Raw genomic sequence first — 26,133 nt, 5'->3', positions numbered from 1 at the left:
CTCACAGTTCCTTCCTGAGATCGATGACCCGGCCGAGAGCGAGGATCATCAGCATCACGGCGCCGAGCAGCACGACGGCGTTCGCCGCCGCCATCGGGAATTGCAGGTAGGACATCTGCACCTGGATGACCTTGCCGACGGAGGCGATCTGCTGGCCTCCCATCACGCCGACGGTAACGAAATCGCCCATCACCAGCGTGATCACGAAGATAGAGCCGATGGCGATGCCGGGCTTGCAGAGCGGGATGACGACGTTGCGCAAGGTCTGCCATCCCGTCGCCCCGGCATCGTAGGCTGCCTCGATCAGCGAACGGTCGATGCGTGCCATGCTGTTGAAGATCGGGACGATCATAAAGACCGTGTAGAGATGCACGCAGGCGAGAACGACCGAGAAGTCCGAATAGAGCAGACCCTCGATCGGCTTCGAGATCAGTCCCATCCGCTGCAGGGTCTCGTTGACGAGGCCGTTGCGTCCGAGCAGGGGCATCCACGAGATCATGCGGATCACGTTCGAGGTCCAGAACGGGATCGTGCAGATCAGGAACAGCACCATCTGCGTGGTTCGGCTGCGGATCTGGAAGGCCAGGAAATAGGCCACCGTGAAGCCGATTCCGAGGGTGAAGAGCCAGGCGAGCAGGCAGAACTTCAGTGTCGAGAGATAGGTCCGCACCGTGGTGCAGGGCTCGCTGAGTGAGAGGCAGCCCTCGAAGACATCCGCATAATTCTGCAGCGTGAAAGCCGGGATGATTTCGTATTCATTGTACTGCCAGAAGCTGACGACGACGGTCAGCACGAGCGGCACGACGAGGAAGACCAGGAAGACGAAGGCCATCGGCGCCGCCTGCCAATAGGCGAGGCCGTTGCGGCGACGGGAAGCCGTTGCCGGCTTCTTTTCGGCGGCCTCGTTCGAGGCCGCCGCGGATGTCGGTAACACGAGTTCTGTCACGAGCGAGGCTCCAGGCTCACGCCGCGATGAACTCGTTCCACTTGCGGACCATATAGGTGTTCTCGTCCATCACCGCGTTCCAGCAGGCGACGGAGCCCATGCGGGCCTCGAACGAGCCGCCGTCACGCACGGTCCCGGCCTTCTCCAGCACGGATCCATCGGGGCCGCGGATGTCCTTCTCGGCAGCCTTACCCTCCATCCAGTAGGCCCACTCGTAGGGCTCCATGTGGGTCTTGGCGGTGTCCAGCACGGCCGAATAGTAACCCTGGCGGTTGAGATAGGCGCCGGCCCAGCCGGACAGGAACCAGTTGATGAAGTCGTAGGTCGCGTCGAGCTTCTTGCCGGTGAGCGTCTTCGGCAGGCCGAAGCCCGTCGCCCAGGCACGGTAGCCCTCCTTGAGGGGCTGGTAAACGCAAGCCACGCCCTGCGTGCGGACCTTGGTGACGGCGGGCGACCACATCGACTGGATTACCGTCTCGCCCGAGGCCATCAGGTTCACGGATTCGTTGAAGTCCTGCCAGAAGGCGCGGAACTGACCGGCGCGCTTAGCCTCGATCAGGACCTTGATGGTGCGGTCGATCTCGGCCTTCGTCATGTTGCCCTTGTCGCCGTAGGTGTAGTCACCCATCGACTCCACCACCATTGCCGCATCCATGATGCCGATCGAGGGGATGTTCAGGATCGAGGCCTTGCCCTTGAACTCGGAGTTCAGGAGCTCCTTCCAGCTTGAGATCGGCCGCTTGATCAGGTCCGGACGGATGCCGAGCGTATCGGCGTTGTAGGTCACGGGGATCAGCGTGATCCACTCGGTCGGCGAGCTGGCGAAGCTCTTGCTCGACTGCCCTTCGAGATAAAACACCTTCTTCGGCGCAGTGCCCTGATCGCCGATCTTCTTGCCGTCGACTTCGCCCTTCGTGAAAACGCTGGTGATCTTATCGGCGTTCTTGATGCGTTTGGCATCCATGCCGACGATGTTGCCCGAGGGAATGATCTTCTTCAGGCTAAAGAACTCGGTATCGAGGATGTCGAAGGAATTCGGCTGCGTAACGACGCGCTTCGTCACCTCGTCCGTGATCACGGGGATGTATTCGAGGTTGATGCCGAGATCTTCCTTCACTTTCTTCACGATGTCGGCCGACTGGTTCACCGCCGTGCCGAGATAGCGAAGAGTGACGGGCTCGGCCGAGATCACGGCGGGGAAGCCGGTGACCGCGCCAGATCCAAGGGCGAAACCCGCGGCACCTGCGCCTTTCAACAGGGCACGCCGAGTCGGCTTGTGGAAATCGGTCATCGTTGTCGTCCTCATGGGAAGTACGAAGAGCTGTCCGGCTATCAGCCGTGCAGACGGTGTGCGGCGGTGGCATCCCAGCCCACCGCGATGGCATCGCCCAAAGCGAGCGGCCTCAGCGCAAAGGCCTCGTCGGCGATGATCGCCGTGAGCGGGCCGGCGCCGTCATCGGTTCGTTCGGGGGCAAGGCCGACATGAACGCTCGTGCCCTGGTACTCGACCGAAACGACGCGAGCGGGCACGGCCTCGGGACCGGCCTCCGAGCCGAGCCGCATCCGGTCCGCCCGCACGGCGATCTCGGATCCCGGCAGCCGGATGACGTTGTGGCCGCCGATGAAGCGGGCGACGAAGCCGGTGGCGGGCTTCTCGAAGACGCTTCGTGGATCGGCCGCCTGCTCGATGCGCCCCCCGTTCATCACCACCACCAAATCGGAGAGCGCCATGGCCTCCTCCTGGCTGTGGGTGACGTGGATGAAGGTGAGGCCGAGCTCGGCCTGGATGCGCTTCAGCTCGGCCCGCACCTTGACCCGGAGGAACGGGTCCAGCGCCGAGAGCGGCTCGTCGAGCAGCAGGACCTTCGGGCCAGTCACGAGGGCGCGGGCGAGCGCCACGCGTTGCTGCTGGCCGCCGGAGAGCTGGGCCGGCAGGCGCTCGGCGAGGTGCCCCATCTGGACGAGGTCGAGCATCTGCGACGCCCTGGCGTGGCGCTCGGCTTTCGGCAGGCCGCGCATCTTCAGACTGAAGGCGACGTTGTCGCGGCAATTGAGGTGGGGAAAGAGCGCATAGCTCTGGAACATCATGGCGGTGCCGCGGGCCGCCGGCGGCGCGTTGCCGACTGCCCGCGGGCCGATCACCACTTCGCCGCCGGTCACGGTCTCGTGCCCGCCGATCATGCGCAGGGTCGTGGTCTTGCCGCAGCCCGAGGGCCCTAGCAGGCAGCAATAGGCACCCGAGGGCACTTTCAGATCGATGGCATCGACGGCGGTGGTTTCGCCGTAGCGTTTGGTCAGGCGGATCAGCTCGACATTCATGTCCCGCCACCTGCAAGCGGCGGGCCATGTTGTATACACAAGCTGCGTTCTAGAGGCGCGGGCTCAGCTTCGTGCGGTCGATCTCGCGGTCGAGTACGCGGCCGCGCCCCGGCTCCTCGAGAATGCGCCCATCCTCGACGATCACGGACCCGCCTGCGATCGTCATGACGGGCCAGCCTGTCACCGCGAAACCCTCCCAGGGCGTATAATCGGCGCCGTGGTGCAGGATCTCCTGGCGGATGACCTCGCGCCGGTTCGGGTCCCACAAGGTCAGGTCCGCGTCGAAACCCGGCCCGATCGAGCCCTTGCGCGGATAGAGCCCGTAGAGCTTCGCGTGGTTCGTCGCACTCAACGCCACGAACCGGTTCAAGGAGATCCGCCCCTTCGAGACACCCTCGGAGAACAGGATCGGCAGGCGCGTCTCGATGCCGGGGATGCCGTTCGGAATCCAGCGGAACGAGGTTCGCCCCTTGGGATTGCGCTTTCCGGTCTCGTCGTAGCGGAACGGGCAATGATCCGAGGAGACCACATCGAAAACGCCGCGCTGGATGCCCGACCAGATCTGCTCCTGGCTTGCGGTGTCGCGGACGGGCGGCGAGCAGACGTATTTCGAGCCTGCCAGCGGGTCGTCCTGCCCGAGCCCCTTCATGTCTTCGGCGGTCAGCGTGAGGTATTGGGGGCAGGTCTCGGCATGGATTTTCATGCCGCGCTCCTGCGCCCAGGCGATCTGCTCCATCGCCTCGCCACCGGAGACGTGTACGATCACGATCGGCAGGTCGACGAGCTCGGCATGGCTGATCGCGCGATGCGCAGCCTCCCGTTCGACCGTCTGCGGACGGGACAAGGCGTGGCCATAGGGCCCTGTCTGGCCCGAGCGCTCCATGCGCTCGGTCATGTAGCGGATCGCGTCATAGCCCTCGGCATGGACCATCACGCGGGCGCCCTCGCGGCGGGCGACGTCGAACACGTCAAGGATCTGGCGGTCGTTCAGGACCAGATCGTCGTAGGTCATGAAGACCTTGAACGAGGTGAAGCCCGCGCCGATCATCGCCGGGAGCTCCTGGCCGAGAACGGCCGGCGTGGGGTCGCTGACGATCAGATGGATCGCCACGTCGATGTGGCACTGCCCCTCCGCGAGGGCGCGATAGGCGAGGGCCGTCTCCCGCAGCGATTGACCACGTGGCTGCAGTGCGAAGGGCATCACGCAGGTATTTCCGCCCGCGGCCGCGGCCCGCGTCGCTGAGGCGAAATCGTCCGCCATCACGATGCCGGGGCCGGATGGCTGGGCGATATGAACGTGACTGTCGATGCCGCCGGGAAGCACCAGCAGGCCGCTGGCATCGATGGTGCGCGCGGCATCGGCGAGCCGATCGGCGACTGCTGCGATGCGACCGTCGCGAACGCCGATATCGGCTCGGATGGTGTCGGTTGCCGTGACGACCGTGCCGCCACGGATTGCGAGATCGTACTCTGGCATTCGAGGGCTACGCTCTCATGTCCGCAATGATCGCGACTGGACCACCGCCATCGGGCCCCTGGTGTTCGGCACCGCCCGACACGAAGAGGTCGGTTCGGCCGATCGCAGCGGCCGCAACGCCGCCGACCAGGGCACGGGCGTGACGCGTGGCGTTGATGTCGCTGTCATCGTTCATGATGTGACGCCTGCCGCGGATCAACCCATTGCCGGAAGGTTCGGCCTTCGCGAGCAGGGCCACAACGCGCTCCGCCTGGCTCGGCGCGAGCTGCCCCGCGGCGCTGAGGCCGAGGTCGCCGAGCGCGCCGCGGATCGCATCGAGGTCGATCCCGTCGCGCATGACGCGATGGGCGATGCGCAGCGGCCCGTGCCAGCTCGGCGCATTGCCGAGCACGATCACCTCGTTGCGCATGAGCTCGATCCCCGCCGAGGTGCTAGCGCGCCCCGAGAACAGCTCCGACTGCCGGCAGATCACGGCGTCGGAGAGCTGGTCCTCGGTCAATTCGCCGAGCGCGAGCCCGATCCCGAGGGCGGATGCCCCTCTGGAAAAGCCCATCGAGGCATAGGTGTCGTGGGTGACCACCGTCTGTCCGCGCGCTTCCGCATCCGCAATCCGCTCGCTGATCAGGAGCGGACACTTCACCTGGGCAAAGTGGACATCGGCGGGATCGGTGATGCCGGCTACCTCCATGGCCTGCCGGACCGCGGATGCCGTCGCGCGCACCTGTGCCATCCGGCCGATCTCCTCCGGCCGGAACGGCGCGGTGAAGGCCGTGCCGACGGCAAGCGAACCGGGACCCTTGTGGACCGATCCCTCGTCCGTCTCGCGGCGGGCGACGACGAGGAAGTGGGGCGAGAGGCCGCCTTCGGTACCGCCGGACATGACGAGGGCGACGCGGGTACCGATCTCATGCGGCGTGCAGCCGAGGCGCGCTGCCAACAGGGTCTCCAGCGCCATCACCGCCAGAGGACGGGAGAAGTCGTTGACGCAGCCATTGCCCTCGGTCTTGCCGAACACAGCCACGATCTCGTCGGCCTTCACCTTTCCGGAATCGATCAGCTCTACGAGGCCGGAGACATCCGCCGGGTGGCGTGTCGGGATGCGGAAAACGAGGCATTCAGGCATGGGCCGCTCGACTGTTCGGATGCTGGCGCCGCGCGAATGACGTGCGGCGACGGGAGTGGATTAGGCCGCTCCTGCGAGCGCGGCGAGTACTCGTTTTCGAGCGCTGCGATGCCTTGGCGTCACCGGATGACCTGGGCGTCAGCGCGTCACAAAACCCCCATGCATCGGCTGCCTCATTCATGAGCAAGCAGCCTCGCAAGAGCAGTGGAGAGGCCGACCGTTTCGGACATCGGCGCTCTCGCGGAGGACAGCCTGCCAGCCACCGCAGCAACCAAGGTTGCCTGCATTCCCGCCTCGACTGAGCAGAGCAGCGGAACCGGGACACGCGATTGAATGCGGCTGGAGATCCCCGCCAAGGCGGCCCCTCCGAGGATGACGGTCCCGGCGCCATCGTCGCCGGCGCAGGCGCAGCAGGCCGAAACGATCGCGTCAAGCGAACCCTGCGGATCGGAGGCGATCTCGCCGCCCGTCCGGTCGATGGTGCGAATGCCCCCCAGACTATTGGCGAGGCCCAGCGTCGTGACGAACTCTCGCAGGATCGGCTCCCAGACCGCACCACCGGTGACGATGCCGAAGCGGCCCTTGTCCGCAGCGCTTCGGCACGCGGCTTCGGCCATGCCGACCACCGGCACGGGCGACACGTCCTGCAGTGCGGCGAGGCCCGGATCACCGAAACAGGCGAGGTAGACCGCGTCGCAGCCCTGGACGTGCTCGGCCAGGGCATCCAGCGCCGCGTGACCGGCGATGGCGAGGGCGGCTCGGCCGGCGATGTAGCGCGCACCAAAGCGCGCCGTCACCGGCACGATGTCGACCGCAGATCCCGCGATCCGCCGGACTTGGCCCGCCAGCAGATCGGTCACGCCGTGGCTCGTATTCGGGTTGATCAGGAGAATGCGCATGGACCCCTTCGTGCATCGGCACCCGCATCGATACGATGTGAAAGCCGGATCGACCGTCGCCGTGGCATGATGCGTGCCCGCATCCCCCGCCACGTCGACAGCAGAGTCCGATGACCGATCAAACGCCCCTGAACCGCTTTTCCGTCGAGCCCCTGAGCCGCATGACGCGCCGCCTGGCCGACGTCGCTGGCGGCAGGGCGGATGCCGACCTGGTCATCACCGGAGCGCGGGTGCTCTCGACCTATTCCGAGCGCATTCTCGCCGATCGCGAGGTCTGGGTGACCGGCGGGAGGATCGCCGCGGTCAAGCCAGCGGGGTCCTACAAGGGCGTAGCCCTTCGATACGATGCGAGAGGGGGGCTGATCGCACCGGGACTCGTCGATCCGCATCTCCACATCGAGAGCAGCATGATCACGGCCTGCGCCTATGCCGAGGCTGCCCTCGTCAACGGCACGACGACGATCATGTGCGACAGCCACGAGATCGCCAATGTGCTCGACCGGAACGGCGTCGAATGGATGCTGGAGGATGCGCGTGCTGCGCCGCTCAACATCTATCTGACCGTGCCGAGCACCGTGCCGGCGACGACGCCCGATATCGAGACGGCCGGCGGCGATCTCACGCCTGAGAAGATTGCCGCTCTGTTCGACGCCTGGCCCGAGGCCCTCGGGCTCGGGGAGAAAATGGACTTCGTTGCCGTCGCGATGGGCGACCGGCGGGCGCATGCGATCATCGCCGCGTCCCTCGAGCGTGGCCGCCCAGTCTCGGGCCATATCTACGGCCGCGAATTCGTGGCGCCCTATGCCGCAAGCGGCATCACGGACACCCACGAAGCCATCGACGCTGATATTGCCGACGACCTGCTGGAGGCCGGCGTCTGGATCTTTCTGCGCGGCGGACCACCGACGACGCCGTGGCACTCGCTGCCCAAGGCCATCGGCACGGTGATCGATTACGAGGCCGTGTGGAAACGCATCTGCGTCTGCACCGACGACCGCGACGCCGACGACCTGCTGAATTTCGGGCTCGACTGGGTCGTACGCGAAGCCGTCCGCATGGGCATTCCGAAACCGGCGGCCTGGTCGATGGGATCGCTGCATCCAGCGACTCGCTTCGGGCTCGACGCCGAGATCGGCGGCCTCGGGGGAGGGAGGCGGGCAGATCTCGTTCTGCTCGACGACGACCTCGTTCCTCAGTCGACTTGGTACGGGGGCGAGCTGGTCGTTGAGGACCGCAAGCCGACAGCGAGGCTCGAACAGGCGCTGTCGCGGCCCTACCGCTATCCGCAGGCCGCCTACCAGACGATGCATCTGCCGGATCCGCTGCCGGCGCTGATCCCACCGCTGCCGGCGAAGGCGTGCACGGTCAACGCGATCCGCACCACGCTGCCCGGCATTGAGCTCACCCATGAGCGCATCGCGCTCGTTCCTGGCGCCGATTGGGCTGGAACGCTCGCGGCGCACGGTCTCTGCCATGTAGCCGTGATCGAACGCCACGTACTCGGTGGCCGCGTCGCCCATGGTCTCCTGAGCGCTTTCGGGCTCAAGCGGGGGGCGGTGGCGAGCAGCGTCGGGCATGACTCCCACAATGTCATCGTCGCCGGCCTGACGGAGGCCGACATGCGGCTGGCCCTCGAGGCCGTCGCCGAGACGCAAGGGGGTGTCAGCGTCGTCGAGGACGGGAAGGTGGTCGCCCTGGTTCCGCTCCCCGTGGCTGGGCTGATCTCGGACAAGCGGGTCGGAGAGGTTTCCACGGAGGTGAGAGCGCTCAAGGCCGCCTGGGAGCGCGCCGGCTGCGCGATCCCCTATATGGGCTTCAACCTGATTCCGCTCTCGGTCATCCCGCAAATTCGCATCACCGACAAGGGCTTGGTGCTCGTTCCGGAGATGCGACAGGTGCCCTTGTTCGAGGCCGCGTGATGAATGGAGCGCAACGTGAGGAGGCAGTGCACGGCTAGGCAGCGCAATAGCTCCGCCAGCCGCCGTGCTGCGTGATCTCTTCCGCACCGGCCAGCGCGTAGGCCTCGCCGAGGAAGCCCGCCACATCGGTTCCGTCCGCGAGCCGGACGCGACCGATGCCGAGCGGGGCGGGAATGCCGGCGACGAAACGCCCGAATGCGGCCGTGGGCAAAGACCAGATCTCGACTTCGATACCAGGTCCCGAAAAGCCTGGATCACGCTGCAGGCCCGGCTTTGCAGGATCGGTATCCGGCAGAACGTAGAGCCGGTACTCAGCCGCCGTACGGGTGGATCGCATCAGCTGCCCTCCGAGATCGAGGAGCTGACCGTTCAAGGGAAAGCCGGATAGATGCGCTCCAACCACCGCCACCGGGATCCGATCCCCGGAATCCGGGCCGGCAAGCGGCCCCTCGGGAAGTCTGGCGGTGCGCGCCACGCCCATCCCGCACTCCGCGCCGCGATGTAAGGCGTCCGCGAGCGGCGCCAGCGCATCGTCGCTGCCGCCCGGGCCGATCAGCGTCACACCCGCCGGCAGCCCGTCGGTGCGGAAACCGGCCGGAACGGCGATGGCCGCCAGGCCGAGCAGGTTCGTGAAGTTGGTATAGAGGCCGAGCCGGCTGTTCAGCGTGATCGGATCGGCCTTCATCTGCGCGACGGTATAGGTCGTTGGCGCGGTCGGGAGCAGCAGAAGATCGACGTTGGCCCAGGTGGCCTCCGTGCGGCGCTTCAGCGCCTCGAAGGCGTATTGTCCGTTGAAGGCATCGACCGCGCTGAACCGGCTCGCGGATTCAATGATGCCGCGCACGCTCGGATCGAAATCGTCGGCATTCGTGTCGATGAACGATCCGACGGCCGCGCGGCGTTCGGCAACCCAAGGACCTCCGTAGAGCAGCTCCGCGATCTCACGGAACGGCGCGTAGTCGAAGACGACCGGTTGCGCCCCCAGTGCCTCCAGCCGCGCGACAGCGGCATCGTAGAGGCGCTCGGTTTCATCATCACCGAAGAACTCGCGGTCGGCCGAGGAGAGAATGCCGAAGCGCGGCTTGGCCGGGAGCGGGACGCTGCCGATCCGTCTGGAATAGCCATCGGCCGCATCGAACCCTTCCGCGACATGGCGGACGGCGAGTCCGTCCGCAACGCTGGTCGCGAAGACGGTGATGCAATCCACGCTGCGGCAGGCCGGAACCAGACCGCTGGTGCTGAGCAATCCCGGTGTCGGCTTGATGCCGACGAGATTGTTGAAGGCTGCCGGCACCCGGCCCGAACCGGCGGTGTCGGTACCGAGGGCGAAGGCCGCGAGCCCGGCACCGACGGCAACGGCCGATCCCGAGCTGGACCCTCCGGAAATGTAGACCGCATCGAAGACGCTGCGCGGCTCACCATAGGGCGAACGCGTCCCGTTCAGGCCGGTCGCGAACTGATCGAGATTGGTCTTCCCCGTCACCAGCGCGCCGGCTGCCTTGAGCTTGGCCACGACATGAGCATTGATGGACGCTGTGTATGCAAAGGCGGGACAGGCTGCCGTGGTCGGCAAGCCAGCAACGTCGATGTTGTCCTTCACGGCGAAGGGCACGCCCCAGAGCGGGAGCGAGTTCGGCTGGGGATGCCTCTCCATCAGGCTGCGCGCGGCCGCGATCAACTCGTCCCGAGCAACGCTGGTGATGAAAATCGCCGGATCCTGCGATGTCGCCATGCGATCGGCGACGATCGCCATCACGTCGACAGGCGTCAGAGTTCCAGCCCTGTAAGCCTCTCGCAGACTCGCGAGCGTCAGGACTGCAGGTAACGTATCACGCAAAGCGTTGTGCTCCTCGAGAGACAGATGTGCCCGTTTTGTATACACGAATGGCACTCTGAACCGGCAGCTTTCCGGCTGGCTGCATGTTCCACCTGTTTCAGAGCAAGCGGGCTGCCAGCGTGAACGGTGACCATCTCCATCGGCGTCACGAGAAGAGACACCGGCCTCGCTCGATCATCCAGCTACAGCCACTGCAGGCCGTCTCGAAGGCTTCGCTCCGTCGATGGTCTGGCCGAGACTGCCCCCGTCCACCTGTTCGACGAAGCGGTTGATCAGCCAACGTCCGGCCGGGCCGGGCGGCGTGTCGGTTCGGTAGATCGCCGTGAGTGGGAGCGTGCGATGCGTAGCTTCGGGAACATGCAGTTCGACGAGGCGGCCGGCAGCGAGATCGGCCTCGACCATGTGCGCAGGCATGCTGCCCCACCCGATTCCCGCGAGAAGCAGCGTGTGCTTCGAGCTGAGATCCGAAAGGCGCCAGGTTCGCGTGGCGACCACGCCGAACTCCTGGCCCTTCGACAGCGGCGAGCGATCCGCGATGACGAGCTGGATATGCTCCCTGGCCAGGCCCGGCTTGACCCCGGAGGCGGAGGCGAGGGGATGCGAGGGGGCCGCAACAGGCAGCATCTCGACATGCCCGATAGCGGTATGTTCGAGCGGGCTGCTGCCGTCGTCCCAGAGTTCGACGCTGATCCCGATCATCGCAGCCTTGCTGACCACGTGTTGCTGGATGGCGCCCAAGGCTTCGACGTTCAACCGCAGCGCGACGCTGGGGAATTCATGCTCGAAGGCGGTCAGCACGTCGACGAGCCTGGCGCCGGACAGCAGGACGCTGACGACGAGGCTGACTTCGGATTCGAGGCCTCCCAGCATCCCGCCGACCTTGGCGCGCAGCGCATCGAGGCTGTGTGCCACCGTTCGCGCTTCTCCGAGAACGGCTCGCCCGGCTTCCGTCAGTTGCGGTTTTCTCGTCGAGTTCCGATCGAACAACGGAAGGCCGAGCTGAAGCTCGAGATTCGCGATCGCATAGCTGATCACCGAGGTCGCGCGGTTGAGACGGCGACCGGCTGCGGCAAAGCTCCCGGTTTCGACGACGGTCAGGAAGACGCGCAACTGATCGAATGTCGGTGTCCCGGGGCCCTGCATGCCGAATTCCTCGAACGACGCGCGGCAGAGCACGTCGAGGAATCTGGAAGCAAGGCTGAAGCCGGTGGCCTGACACAACGAAGCCGGCCCCAGTTTCGGGGCCGGCTCTGAAACGGTCTGCAATGATCGGCTGGGATCAACGGTTCGAGGACCGGCCCTGACGCTGCTGCGAGACCGAGCCCGTGGTCAGGCCGTCGAAGGTGCCGGACGCGTTGCGGCTCCAGCCACGGACGGCGTCGGAATTGCCCGGAGCCGCGGCAGCGGGGATGCCGGCCGGAGCGGTGTAGCTCTGCGCCTGGGCCGAACCGGCAGCGAGGGTCAAGACGAGAGCGGAAGCGGCAAGAAGGCGGGACATGATCGGCTCCATCGGAACGGTGGTGACGGCCCGTTGCCGCCATCTGATGAAGCTAAGATCGTCCCGATCGGCCCTCGCGAAAACCCGAATAAGATCGAAGGAATCGTTCGAGAAACTCGAAAAGCTGGCGCCCGTCCGACAGGAGAGACGCAGGTACCGGCTCTAGTGATGCCCTGCCATGTGTTGTCCGATGACACCAACTTCGGCAGATGCTCCTGGCGTCTCGTAGACGAGACGCCCCTCCGACATCACCACGATCCGATCCGAGAGCTCCAGGATCTCGTCGAGATCTTCGCTGATCAGCAGAACGGCGGCGCCAGCATTCCTCGCGGCGACGATCCGGTTTCGGATCTCCGAAACCGCAGCAAAGTCGAGCCCAAAGCAAGGATTGACCACGATCAGCAGGTCGACCGGATCAGTGAGCTCGCGCGCCAGCACGGCCCGCTGGACATTGCCGCCGGACAGGGTCGCGATCGGAGCCTCGGACGAGGCGGTCTTCACCTTGAACCGCGCGATCAGATCCTTGGCGCGGCGGCCCATCGCACCCTTGTTCAGCCAGAGTGTTGGCGGCTTGTCCGGATCGTCGCCGCGCCTGTCGAAGGCGCGGAAGGCGAGATTCTCGGCAACCGACATGCGCGGCGCACACGCGTTGCGCAGAGGCTCCTCGGGGATGAAGCGCACGCGGTGGGCTCGGCTTTCGGCACGCTTGCCCGAATAGACCTCGCCCTCGACGATCACGCGGCCGCCTGTGGCCCGGATCTGGCCGCCGAGCACGTCGGCGAGCTCCTTCTGGCCGTTGCCCGAAACACCGGCGATCCCGACGATCTCCCGGGCGCGCACGCGCAGATCCTCGATCGCGATCTCGCGCAGACCCGAAACGTCCCGCGCGGTGACGCCCTCGATCCTGAGGATCTCGTTCGATGGATCCGGTTCGCCGATGCGGGCGGCAACCGTGCGGATCGCGCGTTCGCCGATCATCATGGACGCCATATCGTCGCGCGAGAGCTCACCCACGGCACCGCCACCGACGAGCCTGCCCCGCCGCAGAACGCTCAACGTGCGGGCGAAGGCTTCGACCTCGCGAAACTTGTGACTGATCATCAGCACGGTGAGGTCGCCACGATCGGTCATGGCGCGCAGCAGCCCGAGCACCTCCTCGGCCTCGGCTGGCGTCAGCACGGAGGTGGGCTCGTCGAGAATAAGGAAGCGCGCCTTCAGGTAGAGCTGCTTGACGATTTCGAGCTTCTGCTTCTCGCCCGCAGCGAGTTCCGCGACCGGCCGGTCGAGGTTCAGCTTGAACGGCATGCCGCTCATGAAATCCGACAGCGCGGCGCGTTCGGAGGCCCAGTTGATCACCGCCGGCGCGTCGGAACGGGCGATGACGAGGTTCTCGGCTCCCGTCAGCGACGGCACCAGCGTGAAATGCTGGTAGACCATGCCGAGCCCACGCGCCTGCGCGCCCTTCGGATTGGTGATCTCGGCTTCACGGCCACCGACCAGCACATGGCCAGACGTCGGCGCGTAGAAGCCCATCACGCATTTCACCAGCGTGGACTTGCCCGCGCCGTTCTCGCCGAGCAGCGCGTGAAATCCACCCGCGGCGATCGTCATGGAAACGTCTTCGAGCGCCGTGAAAGCGCCGAAGCGCTTGGTCATGCCGATGGTCTCGACGCCGATGGCACCGTCGGGAATCTGCGGAGGCGCCGGGATCAACACCACGAGTTCACTCCATGACCCGAAGGAGCGCGTCGGAGCAGGCGACTGCCCCGAAGACGCCGCCCTGCATCGTCACCATCTTGAGCGCGGCCTCGTGGTTGCCGGGATCGGTCGCAGCCGTACCGTCCGAGATGATCACGCATTCGAAGCCGCGATCATTGGCCTCGCGCATCGTGGTGTGAACGCAGACATCCGTGGTGATCCCCGTGAGGATCAGGTTGCGGATGCCCCGCTGGTTCAGGATCAACTCCAGATCGGTCGCGCAGAAGGAGCCCTTGCCGGGCTTGTCGATGACCGGCTCGCCCGGCAGCGGCGCCAGTTCCGGGATGATCTCCCAGCCCGGCTCGCCGCGCACGAGAACGCGTCCGCAGGGGCCGGGATCACCGATGCCAGCGCCGATCCGGCGCGAGCGCCACTGCTTGTTGGCGGGAAGGTCGGCGAGATCGGGGCGGTGGCCCTCACGGGTATGGATGACGTGGTAGCCGTGCTTGCGTGCCGCCGCGAGCAGCTGGCCGATCGGTCCGATCGGCGCCCGTGTCAGGGCAATGTCGTAGCCCATGGCGTCGACATAACCGCCGACGCCGCAGAAATCGGTCTGCATGTCGATGATGACCAGAGCCGTGTTGTCGGGGCGCAAGTCACCGTCATAGGGCCAGGGATAGGGCTGTGCCTCGGCGAAGGTACCGCTCGCCGGCACGGCCTCGGGGAAGGCCGCGAGGCTCACTCTGCAGCCTCGCGCGTATCCGCCGCCTTGGCTTCACCGAAGGAGCGCGTCGGCGCGGGAAAGCCGCAGCTCGTGCCGTCGACGACCTTCACCTCGGCTTCCCAGGGCAGCTTGTATTGGCCGGCCGCGAGATCCTGCATGTAGGTGTAGGGGCAGTCCCCGGCGCCGCCCTTCACCGCCGTGTAGCCGCGGTGGCCGAACTGATAGATGTTGTTCTCGACACCCCAATGGATGCGCGCCTCGCGCACGAGGTCGGGCCGAACCTCGGCGGTGATGATCTCGTCGACGCGTCCGGTCGTGCCATGGGCGGTGACCGTGCCGTCGAAGTTGACGATCATGCCTTCGCCCATGGAGTCGAAGCTGCCGTCCGAGCCGCACATGCAGACATTGGCGGTCACCATCAGGTTGCAGAAGGCGTTCGACTGGTTGGTGAAGCGCCAGGACTGGCGGATCGGCGCGGTGTATCCGGCCGTGCGGATCATGATCTCGGCGCCCTTGTAGGCGCATTCGCGCGCCATCTCCGGGAACATGCCGTCGTGGCAGATGATGAGGGCGATCTTGGCCCCCTTCGGGCCCTCGATCACCGGAATGCCGAGATTGCCGGGCTCCCATGGCTCGACCGGCACCCAGGGGTGCATCTTGCGATAGTAGAGCTTCAGCTCACCCTGGTCGTCGATGATGATGCCGGAATTGTAGGGATAGCCGTTGGGATTGTACTCCATGATGGAGAAGCAGCCCCAGATCTTGTTGTCGATGCAGGCCTTCTTGAACGCCGCGACTTCGGGACCATCGAGGCGGCACATGATCTCCGGATTGGTGTCCATCGACAGGCCGTGCAGCGCGTATTCGGGGAAGACGACGAGGTCCATCGTGCCGAGATTGGCGCGCGCCTTGGCCACGAGCGAGACGATCCGAGCCGTCTGCGCCTCGAGATCGGCCTTCGTCACGACGGTCGGCAGTTGCAGCTGAACGAGGCCGATGACGACGCCGTTCGGCGATTTGTTGAGACCTCCGAGGCCGTTCATTCCGGGCTCCTCATTTCGAAAGGGACAATTCGCCCGGCGCTCCGGCGAGCGCCCGATTGGGCGACGACGTTAAGATCAGAAGGGCGAGGGTGAGAACGTAGGGCGCCGCGTAGTAGAGGTAGTACCCCTGCGAGACGCCGACCGATTGCAGCGCAGGCCCGAGGGCGCCGGCGCCGCCGAAGAGCAAAGCCGCGCCGAAGCAGGCGAGGGGGTTCCAGCGGGCGAAGATCACGAGCGCCACCGCCATCAGGCCCTGTCCAGAGGAGATGCCCTCGTTCCAGGAGCCCGGATAGTAGAGCGAGAGATAGGCGCCCCCGATCCCCGCGAGCACACCACCGGCGCCCGTGGCGTAGAGGCGAATGCGGTCGACGTCGTAGCCCATGGCGCGGGCCGCATCCGCGCTGTCGCCGGCGACGCGGACGATCAGACCAGCCTTGGTGTTCCGGAATGCCCACCACAGGAAGACAGACAGCGCCGCGCCTACGAGGAACAGGACGTTGACGCGAAGGGCGGCCTGGACCTGCGGCAGATCCGACCAGAAGCCGAACGGGATCGCCGGGAGCGGGGGCGCCGAGGGCTGGATAAAGGGCTTGCCGAGGAAGAAGGCGAGGCCGGAACCGAACAGCATCAGCGCGATGCCGATGGCGACGTCGTTCACGCGGGGCAGCTGGCAGACATAGCCGTGCAGGAGACCGAAGGCGCCACCGGCAAGGCCGGCCACCGCAACGCCGGCCCAGGGCGAGCCCGACATCACGGCGGTCGCATAGGCTGACATCGCCCCGAAGACGAGAGTGCCTTCGAGCCCGAGGTTGATCCGGCCCGATCGCTCGGTGATGGTCTCACCCAGGCTGACGAAGAGAAAGGGGGTCGAAACGCGGATCGCGCCGCCGACCACCGCGAGCAGCACTGTCCAGATACCGAGACCGTCGCTCATGCCGCCACCGATACCGCAGACGCGGATGCCGTCTCGCGCTTCTCAGCCCACAGATGCGGGCTGAAGATCTTGAAGCGGCCGTAAAGCGTCTCGCTCAGAAGCACGACGAGGAAGAGCAGGCCCTCGAACACCAGCACCGTCGCGTCCGGCAGCTGCATCCGTCGTTGGATCAAGCCGGAGCTCGCCTCGATCCCGCCGAGGAGGACGGCCACGGGCACGATCGCGAGGGGGTTCTGGCGGCCCAGGAACGCGACGAGGATGCCGGTATAGCCGTAGCCGGCCGCCAGGGTGCCGTTGGCGGTGCCCTGTACGGCAACCACCTCGAAGAAGCCGGCAAGCGCGGCGAAGGCCCCGCCCAGGGCCGTGAAGCCGACGATGAGACGGCCGACCGGCAATCCCTGAATCTGCGCGGCCCGCACATTGCCGCCGGCGATCCGCGCGGCGAAGCCGAGCGTCGTGCGGTCCATCAGCACGTAGGCGACGATACAGGCGACGACCCCGCAGCCGAGCCCCCAATGCACACCAATCCAGGGCATCGGCGACAGCATGAAGGCATCGCCGATCGGCAGCGTCGAGGGCTTGTTGAGGCTGGTCGGATCGCGCAGCGGCCCCTCGATCAGATGGTTCGAGATGGCGATCGCGATGTAGGACAGAAGCAGGCTGGAGATCGTCGCGTTGACGCCCCGATAGGCCTGGAGCCAGCCGACGGCGCCGATCCAGACGGCTCCGACGACCGCCGCCGCACAGGCCATCAGGGGAATGGCGAGCGCGGCTGGCAGAGAGGCGAGGGGCTGTGCTGCAGCGGCTGCAGCGATACCCCCGAGAATGATCGCACCCTCACCACCGATGACGACGAGACCGAGCCTCGCCGGCAACGCGACGCAGAGCGCTGCGAAGAGCAGGGGTGCAGCCCGCTGGAGACTGTTGCCCAGGGCAAAGGACGACCCGAAGCCGCCTCGATAGACGATGTCGATGAGCTGGAACGGGGACTTGCCGAGGCAGGCCAGGAATAGCCCGAACAGCGCAAAGCCAGCTAAGGCCGCCGCGACGGGAATCGCGATGGATTCCGCGCGGCGGGCCAGCCAGGCTCGAATCTGGAGGCCCACCGGCGCGCGCGACGGTGCGGCAGCCAGCTGCGATGGAGCGGCATCGGCAACCACGTCTATCTCCCTTCAGGGCTCACGTCCGATTTCGGATCGGCGGCAGAAACTGTGCCAACCGCCTCTCTCAGACCGAACCCTTCACACCGGAGACGAGGTAATTCGTGCTCTCGAGTTCCACCGCCTTCTCTGCATAGGCCTTTCCGGAGGGGAGGATCTCCTTGCCCGCATTGTCCTTGAGCGGCCCCTTGATGATCTGGAAGCCGCCCTTGAGCATCTCGGCCTTCACCGCGTCGGCGTTCTTGCGGGCAGCGTCGCTGACGCCGGGTCCATAAGGGCTCATCTTGACGTAGCCGTCCGACAGGCCGCCACGTACGAAGTGCTCCGGAACCTTGCCGGCCAGCATCGCCTCGGCAAAGCTCTTGTAGATCGGCAGCCAGTTCCATTCGGCGCCGGTGAGATATTTCTGCGGTGCCAGCGGCGACTGATCGACATGGTAACCGCAGACGAAGGCGCCACGACGGGCTGCCGTCTCGACCACGACCTTCGGGCTGTCGACGTGGCAGGTCACGACATCGGCGCCGCCGTCGATGAGCGCGTTGGTAGCCTCTGCCTCCTTCACTGCCAGCGACCATTCACCCGTGAAGATGACCTGGCAGGTGATGTTCGGATCGACACTTTGCGCCCCAAGCAGGAACGCGTTGATGTTGTTGAGAACCTGCGGGATCGGCTTAGCAGCGACGAAGCCGATCTTTTTCGATTTCGAGGCATATGCGGCGGTGATGCCGTTCAGATACTGACCCTGGGCAATATAGCCGAAATAGGAACCTGCGTTCTTCGGGTCCTTGTCGGTCCACAACCCACCGCAATGGCGGAACTGGATCTTCGGGTTCTTCTTGGCCTCGGACAGAAGGTAGGGGTTGTAATAGCCGAACGACGTCGGAAGCAGCAGCGTCGCCCCGTCGAGATTGATCATGCTCTCCATGGTCTTCTCGACGGCGTTGGTCTCGGGCACACGCTCTTCTTCGGTGACTTCGACGCCGCTCATGGCCTTGAGGGCCTTGGCCGCCTCGGCATGCGCCTGGTTGTATCCGTAGTCGTCCTTCGGGCCGACATAGATGACACCCACGGTCAGCGATCCAGCTGCCCGGGCGCTGCGGAGCGGAAGCCCGCTCGCGGCAAGTGCGGCTGCGCCTCCGAGGAGGTGTCTGCGCGAAAGCGACCGATCCGCCACTGTGATATGCTCCGTCTCAACCCGATCGATTGACGGGAGCGAAGTCTAGGCTTGGCCTATCACACGACGAAGCCGAGAATTTCGGCATTTGACACAGGCGAATTGCGCTCTGTGGACCTGTGGGTACAGCCCGTTCGGCCTAAAAATACGTCTGTGTATGCACGCTGAAGCAGCAGCACATCCGCGCGCTCGACGCCAAAGGAAGAGGCGGCAGGGCATCGTGATTCTGCGCGATCGAACGACATCCGTGTATGCACAGCCCCGGAGCTGCGGACATGAAAGAAGCCCGGAGCCGAAGCTTCCGGGCCTCTTATCCAGCCAGGACCGGTGATCGGATCGCTTAGCGCGAAGCGCCCGAACGGCTGCCGCGGGTGTTGCGGATCGAGCCGGTCGAAAGTGCGTCATCCGCCGAGTAGCCGCGGGCGGCATCGCCGCGGACGCCATAGTTGGAACCGGTCGCGTAGAAGTTGCCGCCACGACCTTCGAGGCCGCCGGGGGCGGTTGCGGTAGGGATGCCGGCAGGCGCCGTATAGCTCTGAGCGAAGGCCGTGGTGGACACGAGCAGGCCGAGTACGGCGCCAGCGAGAATGCGAGTGGTCATGATCGTCTTTCCAGGTCCGGATCGAAGCCACCAACAAAGCGGCTAACGTTGGCCGAGTTCCCGAAATTTGTGCAGCGGTGCCACTCTAAGCAACAGAAACTGCATTGTTTCCATGCACATACTTCGTGCAGGCGAGCGCCGTCGTGATCGAGTGCTGCAGCATGCTCGAACAATACATGAAATGAAACAAGGGGTTATGAGATCGTGGCGCGTTTTTCGACAAAGCACGCCACGTGGCACGTTTCTTTCGCGAAGCGTGCTCTTCCGCACGCGTCAGCGCGCTACCAGGGCGACATTTCCCCGGTAAGCTCCTCGTAACGCGGCACCTTTGTCGTGATCCGGCGGCCCGCCCTCAGCACGATTCTGTCGGCGTGCGGGCGCGCGACGACCTCGTTGAGGCTGCGGGCCGGCAGCAGGATCAGGTCGGCCGATCCGCCTTCCCGGATCTGGCCCGTATGCTCCAGCCCCATGATTGCAGCCGGGATCGGGCCGACATGGCTCGGCGCCTGCTGCAACGGATGGTCGAGATGCAGGATGCGGACGCCGGCCCGGAAGGTGTCGAGCATGTCGTGATCGCCATAGGCGTAGAAGCCATCCCGGCAATTGTCGCCGGCAATCGCGAAGGGGACACCGGCGGCCGCAAGCTCCTTGACCGGCGCGACACCGCGCCAGCGCGGCGTGCGCTCCCATTGGCGATCCTGGAGGTACATGTTCACCGTGGGGAGCGTGACGATGCTGATGCCCGCCTTCGCGACACGCGCGATCGTTGCCGCGGCCTGATCGGCCGGTTGCAGGGCGAGGCTGCAGCAATGCCCGCAGGTGACGCGCCCCTCGTAGCCGTTCCGCACCGTGGCGCGTGCAATCACGTCAAGCGAGGCCGCGACGGGATCGTCGATCTCGTCGACATGGAGGTCGACGTCGAGGTCGCGCTCCCTGGCGAGACCGAACAGGCGGTCGAGAAGGTCGTTCATCTCGGACAGGGCCGAGCCTTGCAGAATGGCCGTCGGGCGCAGGCCGCCCCCGAGCAAGCCCCCAGATTCGGCGACGATGTCGGCGAGACGTCGCCCGTAATCATCGCCATAGGCCTCGATGGCAACCAGCCCCACGCCCTGCAGCGTGACCCGCCCCGCCCAGGCATCGCGCATCTCGCGAAAGACCGCCCAGGATGTTGCGGCCTGATCGCGCTGAGCCGTCTCCTCGTGGCTGTCGAGATGCGTGCGGATCGCCCCGACACCATGTGCCTCGGCGCAGGCCAGACTGAAGGCCAGGCGCCGGCGAATATCCTCCCCGTCCCAGTAGCGCAGCCGGTCTTCCGTGGTCGCCGCACGTGCGCCCAGGAAGTCACCATCCGGGTTGGCCGTACGAGCGACCGTATGCCCCTTGTCGAGATGGGCATGGACATCGACGAGGCGCGGCCAGGCCTGCCGCCCGGCGAGGTCGAAGGCAGGAAGCTCGGACGGGCCCTGGCCAGCCGGCCGCAAGCCGGTGAAACGGCCGTCTTCCACCACGATGTCGAGGAGCGGCGAACCGTCCGCATCGCGCGTGGCTCCCGCCGTCACGCCATCCGTCAGGAAGACCGACGGGACACGCGCGTTGCGCAGGACGAAAGCCCGTGTATCGGGCAGCGTGATATCAGGTTTGGTCATGGTCGACTTTCGGTAGGTCGGTCGGGAAGGGGGGGCCGTGAAGCAGCGCGGCCGCCTCGCGCTCAATCGACGGCGCTATGCCGTTCGAAGGCCGCCTCGATGCGGGTCGCGAGAAGATGCGCCGCGCCGTCGAGCGCCGTGCGCGACCGTTGGACGAGCGAGGCCGTCTGCGTGATCGCGCGGGCATCGGAGAGCGGCGTGAAGGCGAGAACGCCGCGGCGCATCTCCTCGCCGACATCCGCCAGGTTCAGGAACGTCACATGCGGCGGCGTCTGGGCGAGCCGTTTCATCAGCTCGATCGAATTGGTCTCGACGACCGGCTCGAAGCTCATCCTGTCGGGCGTCAGCGATTCGATCACGCCACGCAGGGTCAGCGAGTGATCCGCGACGACGAGCGGATAGGACAGGCAATCGCCCAGGCGCACGTGGTAGCGGCCGCTCAGGGGATGATCGGGCGCGGTGACGGCTCCGAGCCGGTGCTCGAATTCCGCGATGCAGTGAAGGCGAGGGTTTGCCGGCAGCTTGTAGCCGAGCGCGAGATCCACCTCGCCGGCGAGCAGCGCGTCGACGATGTCGCTTCCCGGCAGGACGCGAACCTTCACCACGATCCCCGGGCTCGTCTCACGAAACTCGCGGATCACGCCGGCGAGCACCCCGGCCGCGAGGCTCGCCATCGTCGCGATCGTCACCTCGCCGCGGGACAGGCCCTTGAGCGAGGTGACCTGCGCCAGCATGCGATCGTGCTCTCTCAGCGTGTCGCGCACGTGCCGGATCAGGATCTCGCCGGCAGCGGTCAGACGCAGCCCCCGATGCAGCCGCTCGAAGAGCGGCGTCCCCATCTGCTCCTCAAGGGCGAGGATCTGCCGGTTGATCGCACTCGAAGCGACATTGAGGCGGCTCGCGGCGCTTCGGATCGAACCGCTGCGCGCGACCTCGTCGAGATAGGTCAGGAGACGATGATGAAGTGTCGGACCCAACGGCCTGCTTCCCCGGTGTATACACAGACACGCAGGGACCTTGCCAGTTGCAGTGCCGGGACCGCCCGGGCCTGATTTTTCTCCAGCAGAAAGCGCTCCCGCCCGTATCGGCGAGAGAACGATCTCAGGAGGTCTCATCGGCCCGCTCAACCGCGCCGACAGACCCTTCAGAGGCCAGCATCAGGAGGAACGGATCAGCCGCGCGAGATCGTCGCTTCGATCTGGCCGTGCGGCTCGTCGGTCGGCAGGAACACCGTTCCCGGATTATCGAGGCCGAATGGTGCCAGGTTGATCGGAATGTAATGCTTGTTCGGCATCGCGAATCGGATGTCGGCGATTTCGGGGATTGCCGCGAGCACGGCCTCGCCCATCCGGTACATGCTGTCCTGAACGCTGTAGGAATACGTCGTTCCAAACACCTCGATCAGCGTCCCCAGAACGCTTTCGTTGGTTGCCGCGTAGTCCTCCGGAGAGGACGTCCAGGTCCAGGTCGCATCCATCGCCGTCGCGGCGATCCGGTCGCTCGCATCCGGCAGCGTGCGATACTGGTCATCCACGAAATCGACCCAGCCGGATTGGGTCGTCTTCATGAAGGTGAAGCCGCGCAGACCCGATTGAAGGATGGCCCTCCCTCGGCTCGCGACGAGCTTGACGTAGCCGAAGCCGTTCCCGTCGAGCGTGAAGACGTGTCCATGCGGGCTGCCCGCGATGGATTGCCTGAGCCAGCGGGTCTCCTTTCCCTCGATCTCGAGCTCTTCGATCTGCGGATAGGTCCTGAGAAAGGTTTCGGCGATCGCTTCGGCGAACTGCTCCTTGTCGAGGGAGAGGTTCTGGGCGGCGACAACGTTGCAGATGTTCTTCACGCTGTCAGTGGCGACGCAGGCCTTGTTGTTCGCGCTGGTCCAGGCCTCGTCGAACGCGCCCTTCATCAGCACTGAGAGATTCATCTCGCGGGGCGTGTGATGGTTCCCATCGCGGGTGAGCCGCATCACGCGGACGCGGCCCTTGCCGTATCTCGAAGCGGTGAGGGGCATTGTCGGCTCCGATGGTCGGATTGTTCGAAAGTGCGATGAGGCCATGAAGCGCTGGTCGGGTCAGTGCCCGGAAGAGACTGCCTGAACCTTCGCGGCCTCGCGCGGATCCGTGCTGCTTGTGAGGCCATTGAAGAACAGGTTCAGCACCACGGCCGAGATCGCACACAGGAGGATGCCGGATTCGAGCAGCGGATGCAGCGCATGCGGCATCTGCTTGAAGAAGGTAGGCGCGACGAGCGGGATCATCCCGAAGCCCACCGAGACGGCCACGATGAACAGGTTGTTGCGGTTTTTCGCAAAATCGACCGAGCCGAGGATGCGTGCCCCGGTCGCGCCGACCATGCCGAACATCACCAGCCCGGCTCCGCCGAGCACGCATTGCGGAACGGCTTCGACCAGGGCTGCGAGCTTCGGGATGAGGCCCAGCCCCAGCATGATGACGCCGCCGATCACGGCGACGTAGCGCGTCCTGACTCCGGTCACGCCGACGAGGCCGACGTTCTGCGAGAACGACGTGTAGGGGAAGGTGTTGAACAGGCCTCCGATCAGGGTGCCGAGCCCATCGCCGCGCAGACCGCGGGTCAATCGCTGCTCGTCGACCGGATCGGCGCAGATCTCCGCGAGAGCGAGGAACATGCCGGTCGATTCGATCATCACCACGATCATCACGATGCAGAGCGTGACGATCGAGACGAGATCGAAGGTCGGAAAACCGAAGGCGAAGGGGCGCACGATGTCGAACCAGGCCGCCGTCGCAACATGGCTCGCATCGACAAGACCGAGCAGTGCCGCCAAGACCGTTCCGACAACGATGCCGATCAGCACGGAGGCTGAGTTGATAAAGCCGGTCGTGTAGCGCGTGATCGCCAGGATCAGGCAGAGCACGAAGGCTGCTATGCCAAGATAGATCAGTGCGCCGTAATTCGGATTCCCCACGCCTCCCGCTGCCCAGTTCACGCCGACACGCATCAGCGAGATGCCGATCACGAGGATGATGGTGCCGGTGACCACGGGCGGGAACAGAGGAAGCAGGCGGCCGACGAGCGGGGCGACGAGAAAGGCGAACAGACCAGCCGCCATCACCGCGCCGTAGATGCCCGTCAGCCCGATCTCCGGATTCGTCCCCATCGCGACCATCGGGGTGACGGCGGCGAAGGTGACGCCCATCATCACCGGCATGCGGATTCCGATTCCCGGCAATCCCCAGCTTTGAACGAGCGTTGCAAGCCCTCCCGCGAAGAGGTCGGCGCTCACCAGCATCGCGACCTGTTCGGGAGGCAGCTTCAGTGCTCGCCCGACGATCAGCGGGACGGCGACGGCGCCGGCATACATCACGAGCACGTGCTGGAGCCCAAGCAGCCCCAGCGCGACCGGAGGAACCCGGCTGATGGGTGCCGCAGCAGTGGGGGTCGACGAAGCCGGGTCGCGCCCTTCGGCAAGGCCGCCGTCGAGCGCGAGGTTGCTGGCACTGCTCATGTGGTCGTTGCCCTATCGAGCGTAGCCCTCCCTGGCGCGGGCGGGTGCATCGGCTCGCGCAAGGCACATGCCAGCGCTCCATCGGCCCTCAATGCCGCCAAGGACGGGCCGTCCGCTCACAAACGTCGAACGCAGACCGCTCTGAATCAGGCATCGCCGCGAGCGCAGGCCGTGGATGCTGCCGGCTACGCTCCCGTTTGCTCAATCGCCGCGCACCGTGTCGATGAGGGTCAAAGTCCGCAGTTCGAGTGCATTCGCTGGCCCGTTGTCTGCTACGGCTCGGCCAGCGCAACCTCGCCTCCGGACGCCGTTGGACCCATCATGCCCCTGACGCTCTCCGCCTTGAACGAGGCATCGGACTCGGAGTTCGTCGCGGCACTCGGCGCGATCTTCGAGCATGCTCCCTGGGTCGCGGAGGCCGCCGCGCAGCGCCGTCCGTTCGCGAGCGTCGAGGCGCTGTTCGCAGCCATGCGCGCCGCCGTCGAGGCTGCCGACGAGGCGCACCGCCTCGCTCTCCTGACCGGACATCCCGAACTCGCCGGCCGTGCAGCGCGGGCCGGACGCATCGCTGCCGATTCCGTCGCGGAGCAGGCTTCAGCGGGCCTCGATCGGCTGTCGGATGCCGAATATGCGCGCTTCGAGGCGATGAACGCCCGCTACCGCGAGACCTTCCGCATCCCCTTCATCCTCTGCGTGAAGCGACACGGCCGCGCATCGCTCCTCCGGAATTTCGAGAAGCGGCTGGCCTCGTCTCCGGAGATCGAGCGGCGAGCGGCCGAGGTGGAGGTCATGCGGATCGCCGCGATCCGGCTGAACGCGCTGGTCGAAGGGGAGGGCTCCCTCAAGACGACCGGCCGGATCTCGACGCATGTCCTCGACACTACCCGCGGAAAACCTGCCGCCGGAGTCGAATTGGAACTGCACGAGATCATCTCGCCGACCGAGACGATGCTGATCGCCAAAGCCGTGACGAACAGCGATGGCCGCACCGATGCGCCGCTGATCGGAGGCCGGCCTGTTCCGATCGCGACCTACGAGCTGCGTTTCGCGCTCGGCGACCACTACCGCCGCCTGGGACTCGATCTGCCGGAGCCGCCCTTCCTCGATGTCGTGCCCCTGCGCTTCGGCGTCAGCGATCCTGAGGGTCACTTCCACGTGCCGTTGGTGGCAACCCCGTGGAGCTACCAGACCTATCGGGGAAGTTGAGACGCCTGAGGTTCTGACGTCTACGGCACGGCGGTTGCTGATGCGGGGCGAACCTCGCGCCCTTTTTGGATCAGCAGAGAGAAGTCCATCCTATGCGCATCCCAAGCCCGTCGATCGTCTTCGGCCTTCCGCTCGCGGCCTTGTTGCTGGCTGCAGCCGTCCTCAGCGGAGGCATGCTCGGCACGACCTCGGGCGCGCGGGCTCAGGCGAGCCTGCTTCCGCCTGCGGGACAGCCCCGGGTGACAGCGCCCGGCGGCCTTCGCCGACACGCCGCGCGCCGGCACAAGCGGCATCGCCATTAGGGAACATTTCGGGGCGCTGATCGATTTTCCATAAGTATCACAGATACTTGCCTGTATTTTAGGCACTCATGGAAGGTTCTTGATCATGCGTAGGATGATATCCGCCGCAATGCTTGCGTGCGGGATGATGGCTTCGACTT

General features: G+C 65.7%; 22 protein-coding genes. 2 read left to right on the top strand and 20 right to left on the bottom strand.

Annotated elements, in window-relative coordinates; all coding sequences use genetic code 11:
- Position 1: 1 nt before the first annotated feature.
- The 6 genes from MGN01_RS14915 to MGN01_RS14890 all read right to left on the bottom strand — a co-directional run bounded on the left by MGN01_RS14915 (position 2) and on the right by MGN01_RS14890 (position 6,764).
- On the bottom strand, positions 2-946 hold the full coding sequence (locus MGN01_RS14915; protein ID WP_238258215.1) for an ABC transporter permease: 945 nt from the start codon (positions 944-946) through the stop codon (positions 2-4).
- A 16-nt stretch (positions 947-962) separates the two neighbouring features.
- Entirely contained in the window at positions 963-2,237 is a 1,275-nt protein-coding gene (locus tag MGN01_RS14910) for an ABC transporter substrate-binding protein (RefSeq protein ID WP_147047617.1), read from the bottom strand.
- Positions 2,238-2,278: 41 nt separating this feature from the next.
- Positions 2,279-3,265, bottom strand: a complete 987-nt coding sequence (locus tag MGN01_RS14905; protein ID WP_147047616.1) for an ABC transporter ATP-binding protein — start codon at positions 3,263-3,265, stop codon at positions 2,279-2,281.
- A 49-nt stretch (positions 3,266-3,314) separates the two neighbouring features.
- A complete protein-coding gene (gene hydA, locus MGN01_RS14900) occupies positions 3,315-4,742 on the bottom strand; it encodes a dihydropyrimidinase (RefSeq protein ID WP_147047615.1) in 1,428 nt (475 codons plus the stop codon).
- A gap of 7 nt (positions 4,743-4,749) precedes the next feature.
- Complete coding sequence (gene atzD, locus MGN01_RS14895) at positions 4,750-5,865, bottom strand: cyanuric acid amidohydrolase (protein WP_147047614.1); 1,116 nt, start codon at positions 5,863-5,865, stop codon at positions 4,750-4,752.
- 173 nt (positions 5,866-6,038) lie between these two features.
- On the bottom strand, positions 6,039-6,764 hold the full coding sequence (locus MGN01_RS14890; RefSeq protein ID WP_147047613.1) for an aspartate/glutamate racemase family protein: 726 nt from the start codon (positions 6,762-6,764) through the stop codon (positions 6,039-6,041).
- A 110-nt stretch (positions 6,765-6,874) separates the two neighbouring features.
- Here MGN01_RS14890 and MGN01_RS14885 point away from each other — a divergent pair, with 110 nt between their 5' ends.
- Entirely contained in the window at positions 6,875-8,683 is a 1,809-nt protein-coding gene (locus MGN01_RS14885; RefSeq protein WP_147047612.1) for an adenine deaminase, read from the top strand.
- 34 nt (positions 8,684-8,717) lie between these two features.
- Here MGN01_RS14885 and atzF read toward each other — a convergent pair whose 3' ends face one another.
- The 14 genes from atzF to MGN01_RS14815 form a co-directional block, all read right to left on the bottom strand.
- A complete protein-coding gene (gene atzF, locus MGN01_RS14880; RefSeq protein ID WP_147047611.1) occupies positions 8,718-10,520 on the bottom strand; it encodes an allophanate hydrolase in 1,803 nt (600 codons plus the stop codon).
- A 174-nt stretch (positions 10,521-10,694) separates the two neighbouring features.
- Entirely contained in the window at positions 10,695-11,663 is a 969-nt protein-coding gene (locus tag MGN01_RS14875) for a LysR family transcriptional regulator (protein ID WP_147047610.1), read from the bottom strand.
- 136 nt (positions 11,664-11,799) lie between these two features.
- Positions 11,800-12,018 carry a hypothetical protein gene (locus MGN01_RS14870; RefSeq protein WP_147047609.1) on the bottom strand — a complete coding sequence of 73 codons (219 nt, stop codon included), beginning with the start codon at positions 12,016-12,018 and terminating at the stop codon, positions 11,800-11,802.
- Positions 12,019-12,180: 162 nt separating this feature from the next.
- On the bottom strand, positions 12,181-13,674 hold the full coding sequence (locus MGN01_RS14865; protein ID WP_147047691.1) for an ABC transporter ATP-binding protein: 1,494 nt from the start codon (positions 13,672-13,674) through the stop codon (positions 12,181-12,183).
- A 67-nt stretch (positions 13,675-13,741) separates the two neighbouring features.
- Positions 13,742-14,458: a biuret amidohydrolase gene (gene biuH, locus MGN01_RS14860; protein WP_170245996.1), complete on the bottom strand. Its 717-nt coding sequence runs from the start codon at positions 14,456-14,458 to the stop codon at positions 13,742-13,744.
- Positions 14,455-15,483 (bottom strand): formamidase, encoded by a 1,029-nt coding sequence (locus MGN01_RS14855; protein ID WP_147047608.1) that lies wholly within the window; start codon positions 15,481-15,483, stop codon positions 14,455-14,457. The genes biuH and MGN01_RS14855 overlap by 4 nt, the downstream gene beginning before the upstream one ends.
- A 10-nt stretch (positions 15,484-15,493) precedes the next feature.
- The gene (locus MGN01_RS14850; protein ID WP_147047607.1) at positions 15,494-16,417 is read right to left on the bottom strand and encodes an ABC transporter permease; all 924 of its coding nucleotides are present in this window, start codon (positions 16,415-16,417) and stop codon (positions 15,494-15,496) included.
- Positions 16,414-17,577, bottom strand: a complete 1,164-nt coding sequence (locus tag MGN01_RS14845) for an ABC transporter permease (RefSeq protein ID WP_147047606.1) — start codon at positions 17,575-17,577, stop codon at positions 16,414-16,416. Before MGN01_RS14845 ends, MGN01_RS14850 begins: the two co-directional genes overlap by 4 nt.
- Before the next feature lie 67 nt (positions 17,578-17,644).
- On the bottom strand, positions 17,645-18,751 hold the full coding sequence (locus MGN01_RS14840; RefSeq protein WP_147047605.1) for a BMP family ABC transporter substrate-binding protein: 1,107 nt from the start codon (positions 18,749-18,751) through the stop codon (positions 17,645-17,647).
- Between the two features lie 340 nt (positions 18,752-19,091).
- Positions 19,092-19,352: a hypothetical protein gene (locus MGN01_RS14835; RefSeq protein WP_147047604.1), complete on the bottom strand. Its 261-nt coding sequence runs from the start codon at positions 19,350-19,352 to the stop codon at positions 19,092-19,094.
- 281 nt (positions 19,353-19,633) lie between these two features.
- Positions 19,634-20,998 carry a cytosine deaminase gene (locus tag MGN01_RS14830; RefSeq protein WP_147047603.1) on the bottom strand — a complete coding sequence of 455 codons (1,365 nt, stop codon included), beginning with the start codon at positions 20,996-20,998 and terminating at the stop codon, positions 19,634-19,636.
- A gap of 62 nt (positions 20,999-21,060) precedes the next feature.
- A complete protein-coding gene (locus MGN01_RS14825; protein ID WP_238258509.1) occupies positions 21,061-21,975 on the bottom strand; it encodes a LysR family transcriptional regulator in 915 nt (304 codons plus the stop codon).
- A 194-nt stretch (positions 21,976-22,169) separates the two neighbouring features.
- Positions 22,170-23,009, bottom strand: a complete 840-nt coding sequence (pucL, locus tag MGN01_RS14820; RefSeq protein WP_147047601.1) for a factor-independent urate hydroxylase — start codon at positions 23,007-23,009, stop codon at positions 22,170-22,172.
- A gap of 60 nt (positions 23,010-23,069) precedes the next feature.
- Positions 23,070-24,485, bottom strand: a complete 1,416-nt coding sequence (locus MGN01_RS14815; protein WP_147047600.1) for a nucleobase:cation symporter-2 family protein — start codon at positions 24,483-24,485, stop codon at positions 23,070-23,072.
- Positions 24,486-24,806: 321 nt separating this feature from the next.
- Between MGN01_RS14815 and uraD the strand changes: the two genes are divergently transcribed.
- Positions 24,807-25,691 carry a 2-oxo-4-hydroxy-4-carboxy-5-ureidoimidazoline decarboxylase gene (uraD, locus tag MGN01_RS14810; RefSeq protein ID WP_147047599.1) on the top strand — a complete coding sequence of 295 codons (885 nt, stop codon included), beginning with the start codon at positions 24,807-24,809 and terminating at the stop codon, positions 25,689-25,691.
- The last annotated feature ends 442 nt before the right edge of the window (positions 25,692-26,133 follow it).

The organism is Methylobacterium gnaphalii, assembly GCF_007992215.1.
In the GTDB taxonomy this organism is placed as follows: Bacteria; Pseudomonadota; Alphaproteobacteria; order Rhizobiales; family Beijerinckiaceae; genus Methylobacterium; species Methylobacterium gnaphalii.
This window is presented reverse-complemented; position numbering and strand designations above follow the sequence as displayed.

Bases quoted from the DNA above. Each gene is read 5' to 3' on its own strand.
- MGN01_RS14835 (WP_147047604.1), bottom strand. From the start codon at position 19,352: ATGACCACTCGCATTCTCGCTGGCGCCGTACTCGGCCTGCTCGTGTCC.
- MGN01_RS14885 (WP_147047612.1), top strand. From the start codon at position 6,875: ATGACCGATCAAACGCCCCTGAACCGCTTTTCCGTCGAGCCCCTGAGC.
- MGN01_RS14875 (WP_147047610.1), bottom strand. From the start codon at position 11,663: ATGCAGGGCCCCGGGACACCGACATTCGATCAGTTGCGCGTCTTCCTG.
- MGN01_RS14870 (WP_147047609.1), bottom strand. From the start codon at position 12,018: ATGTCCCGCCTTCTTGCCGCTTCCGCTCTCGTCTTGACCCTCGCTGCC.
- MGN01_RS14815 (WP_147047600.1), bottom strand. From the start codon at position 24,485: ATGAGCAGTGCCAGCAACCTCGCGCTCGACGGCGGCCTTGCCGAAGGG.
- pucL (WP_147047601.1), bottom strand. From the start codon at position 23,009: ATGCCCCTCACCGCTTCGAGATACGGCAAGGGCCGCGTCCGCGTGATG.
- MGN01_RS14830 (WP_147047603.1), bottom strand. From the start codon at position 20,998: ATGACCAAACCTGATATCACGCTGCCCGATACACGGGCTTTCGTCCTG.
- MGN01_RS14890 (WP_147047613.1), bottom strand. From the start codon at position 6,764: ATGCGCATTCTCCTGATCAACCCGAATACGAGCCACGGCGTGACCGAT.
- hydA (WP_147047615.1), bottom strand. From the start codon at position 4,742: ATGCCAGAGTACGATCTCGCAATCCGTGGCGGCACGGTCGTCACGGCA.
- MGN01_RS14855 (WP_147047608.1), bottom strand. From the start codon at position 15,483: ATGAACGGCCTCGGAGGTCTCAACAAATCGCCGAACGGCGTCGTCATC.
- MGN01_RS14905 (WP_147047616.1), bottom strand. From the start codon at position 3,265: ATGAATGTCGAGCTGATCCGCCTGACCAAACGCTACGGCGAAACCACC.
- MGN01_RS14865 (WP_147047691.1), bottom strand. From the start codon at position 13,674: ATGACCAAGCGCTTCGGCGCTTTCACGGCGCTCGAAGACGTTTCCATG.
- uraD (WP_147047599.1), top strand. From the start codon at position 24,807: ATGCCCCTGACGCTCTCCGCCTTGAACGAGGCATCGGACTCGGAGTTC.
- MGN01_RS14850 (WP_147047607.1), bottom strand. From the start codon at position 16,417: ATGAGCGACGGTCTCGGTATCTGGACAGTGCTGCTCGCGGTGGTCGGC.
- atzD (WP_147047614.1), bottom strand. From the start codon at position 5,865: ATGCCTGAATGCCTCGTTTTCCGCATCCCGACACGCCACCCGGCGGAT.
- MGN01_RS14910 (WP_147047617.1), bottom strand. From the start codon at position 2,237: ATGACCGATTTCCACAAGCCGACTCGGCGTGCCCTGTTGAAAGGCGCA.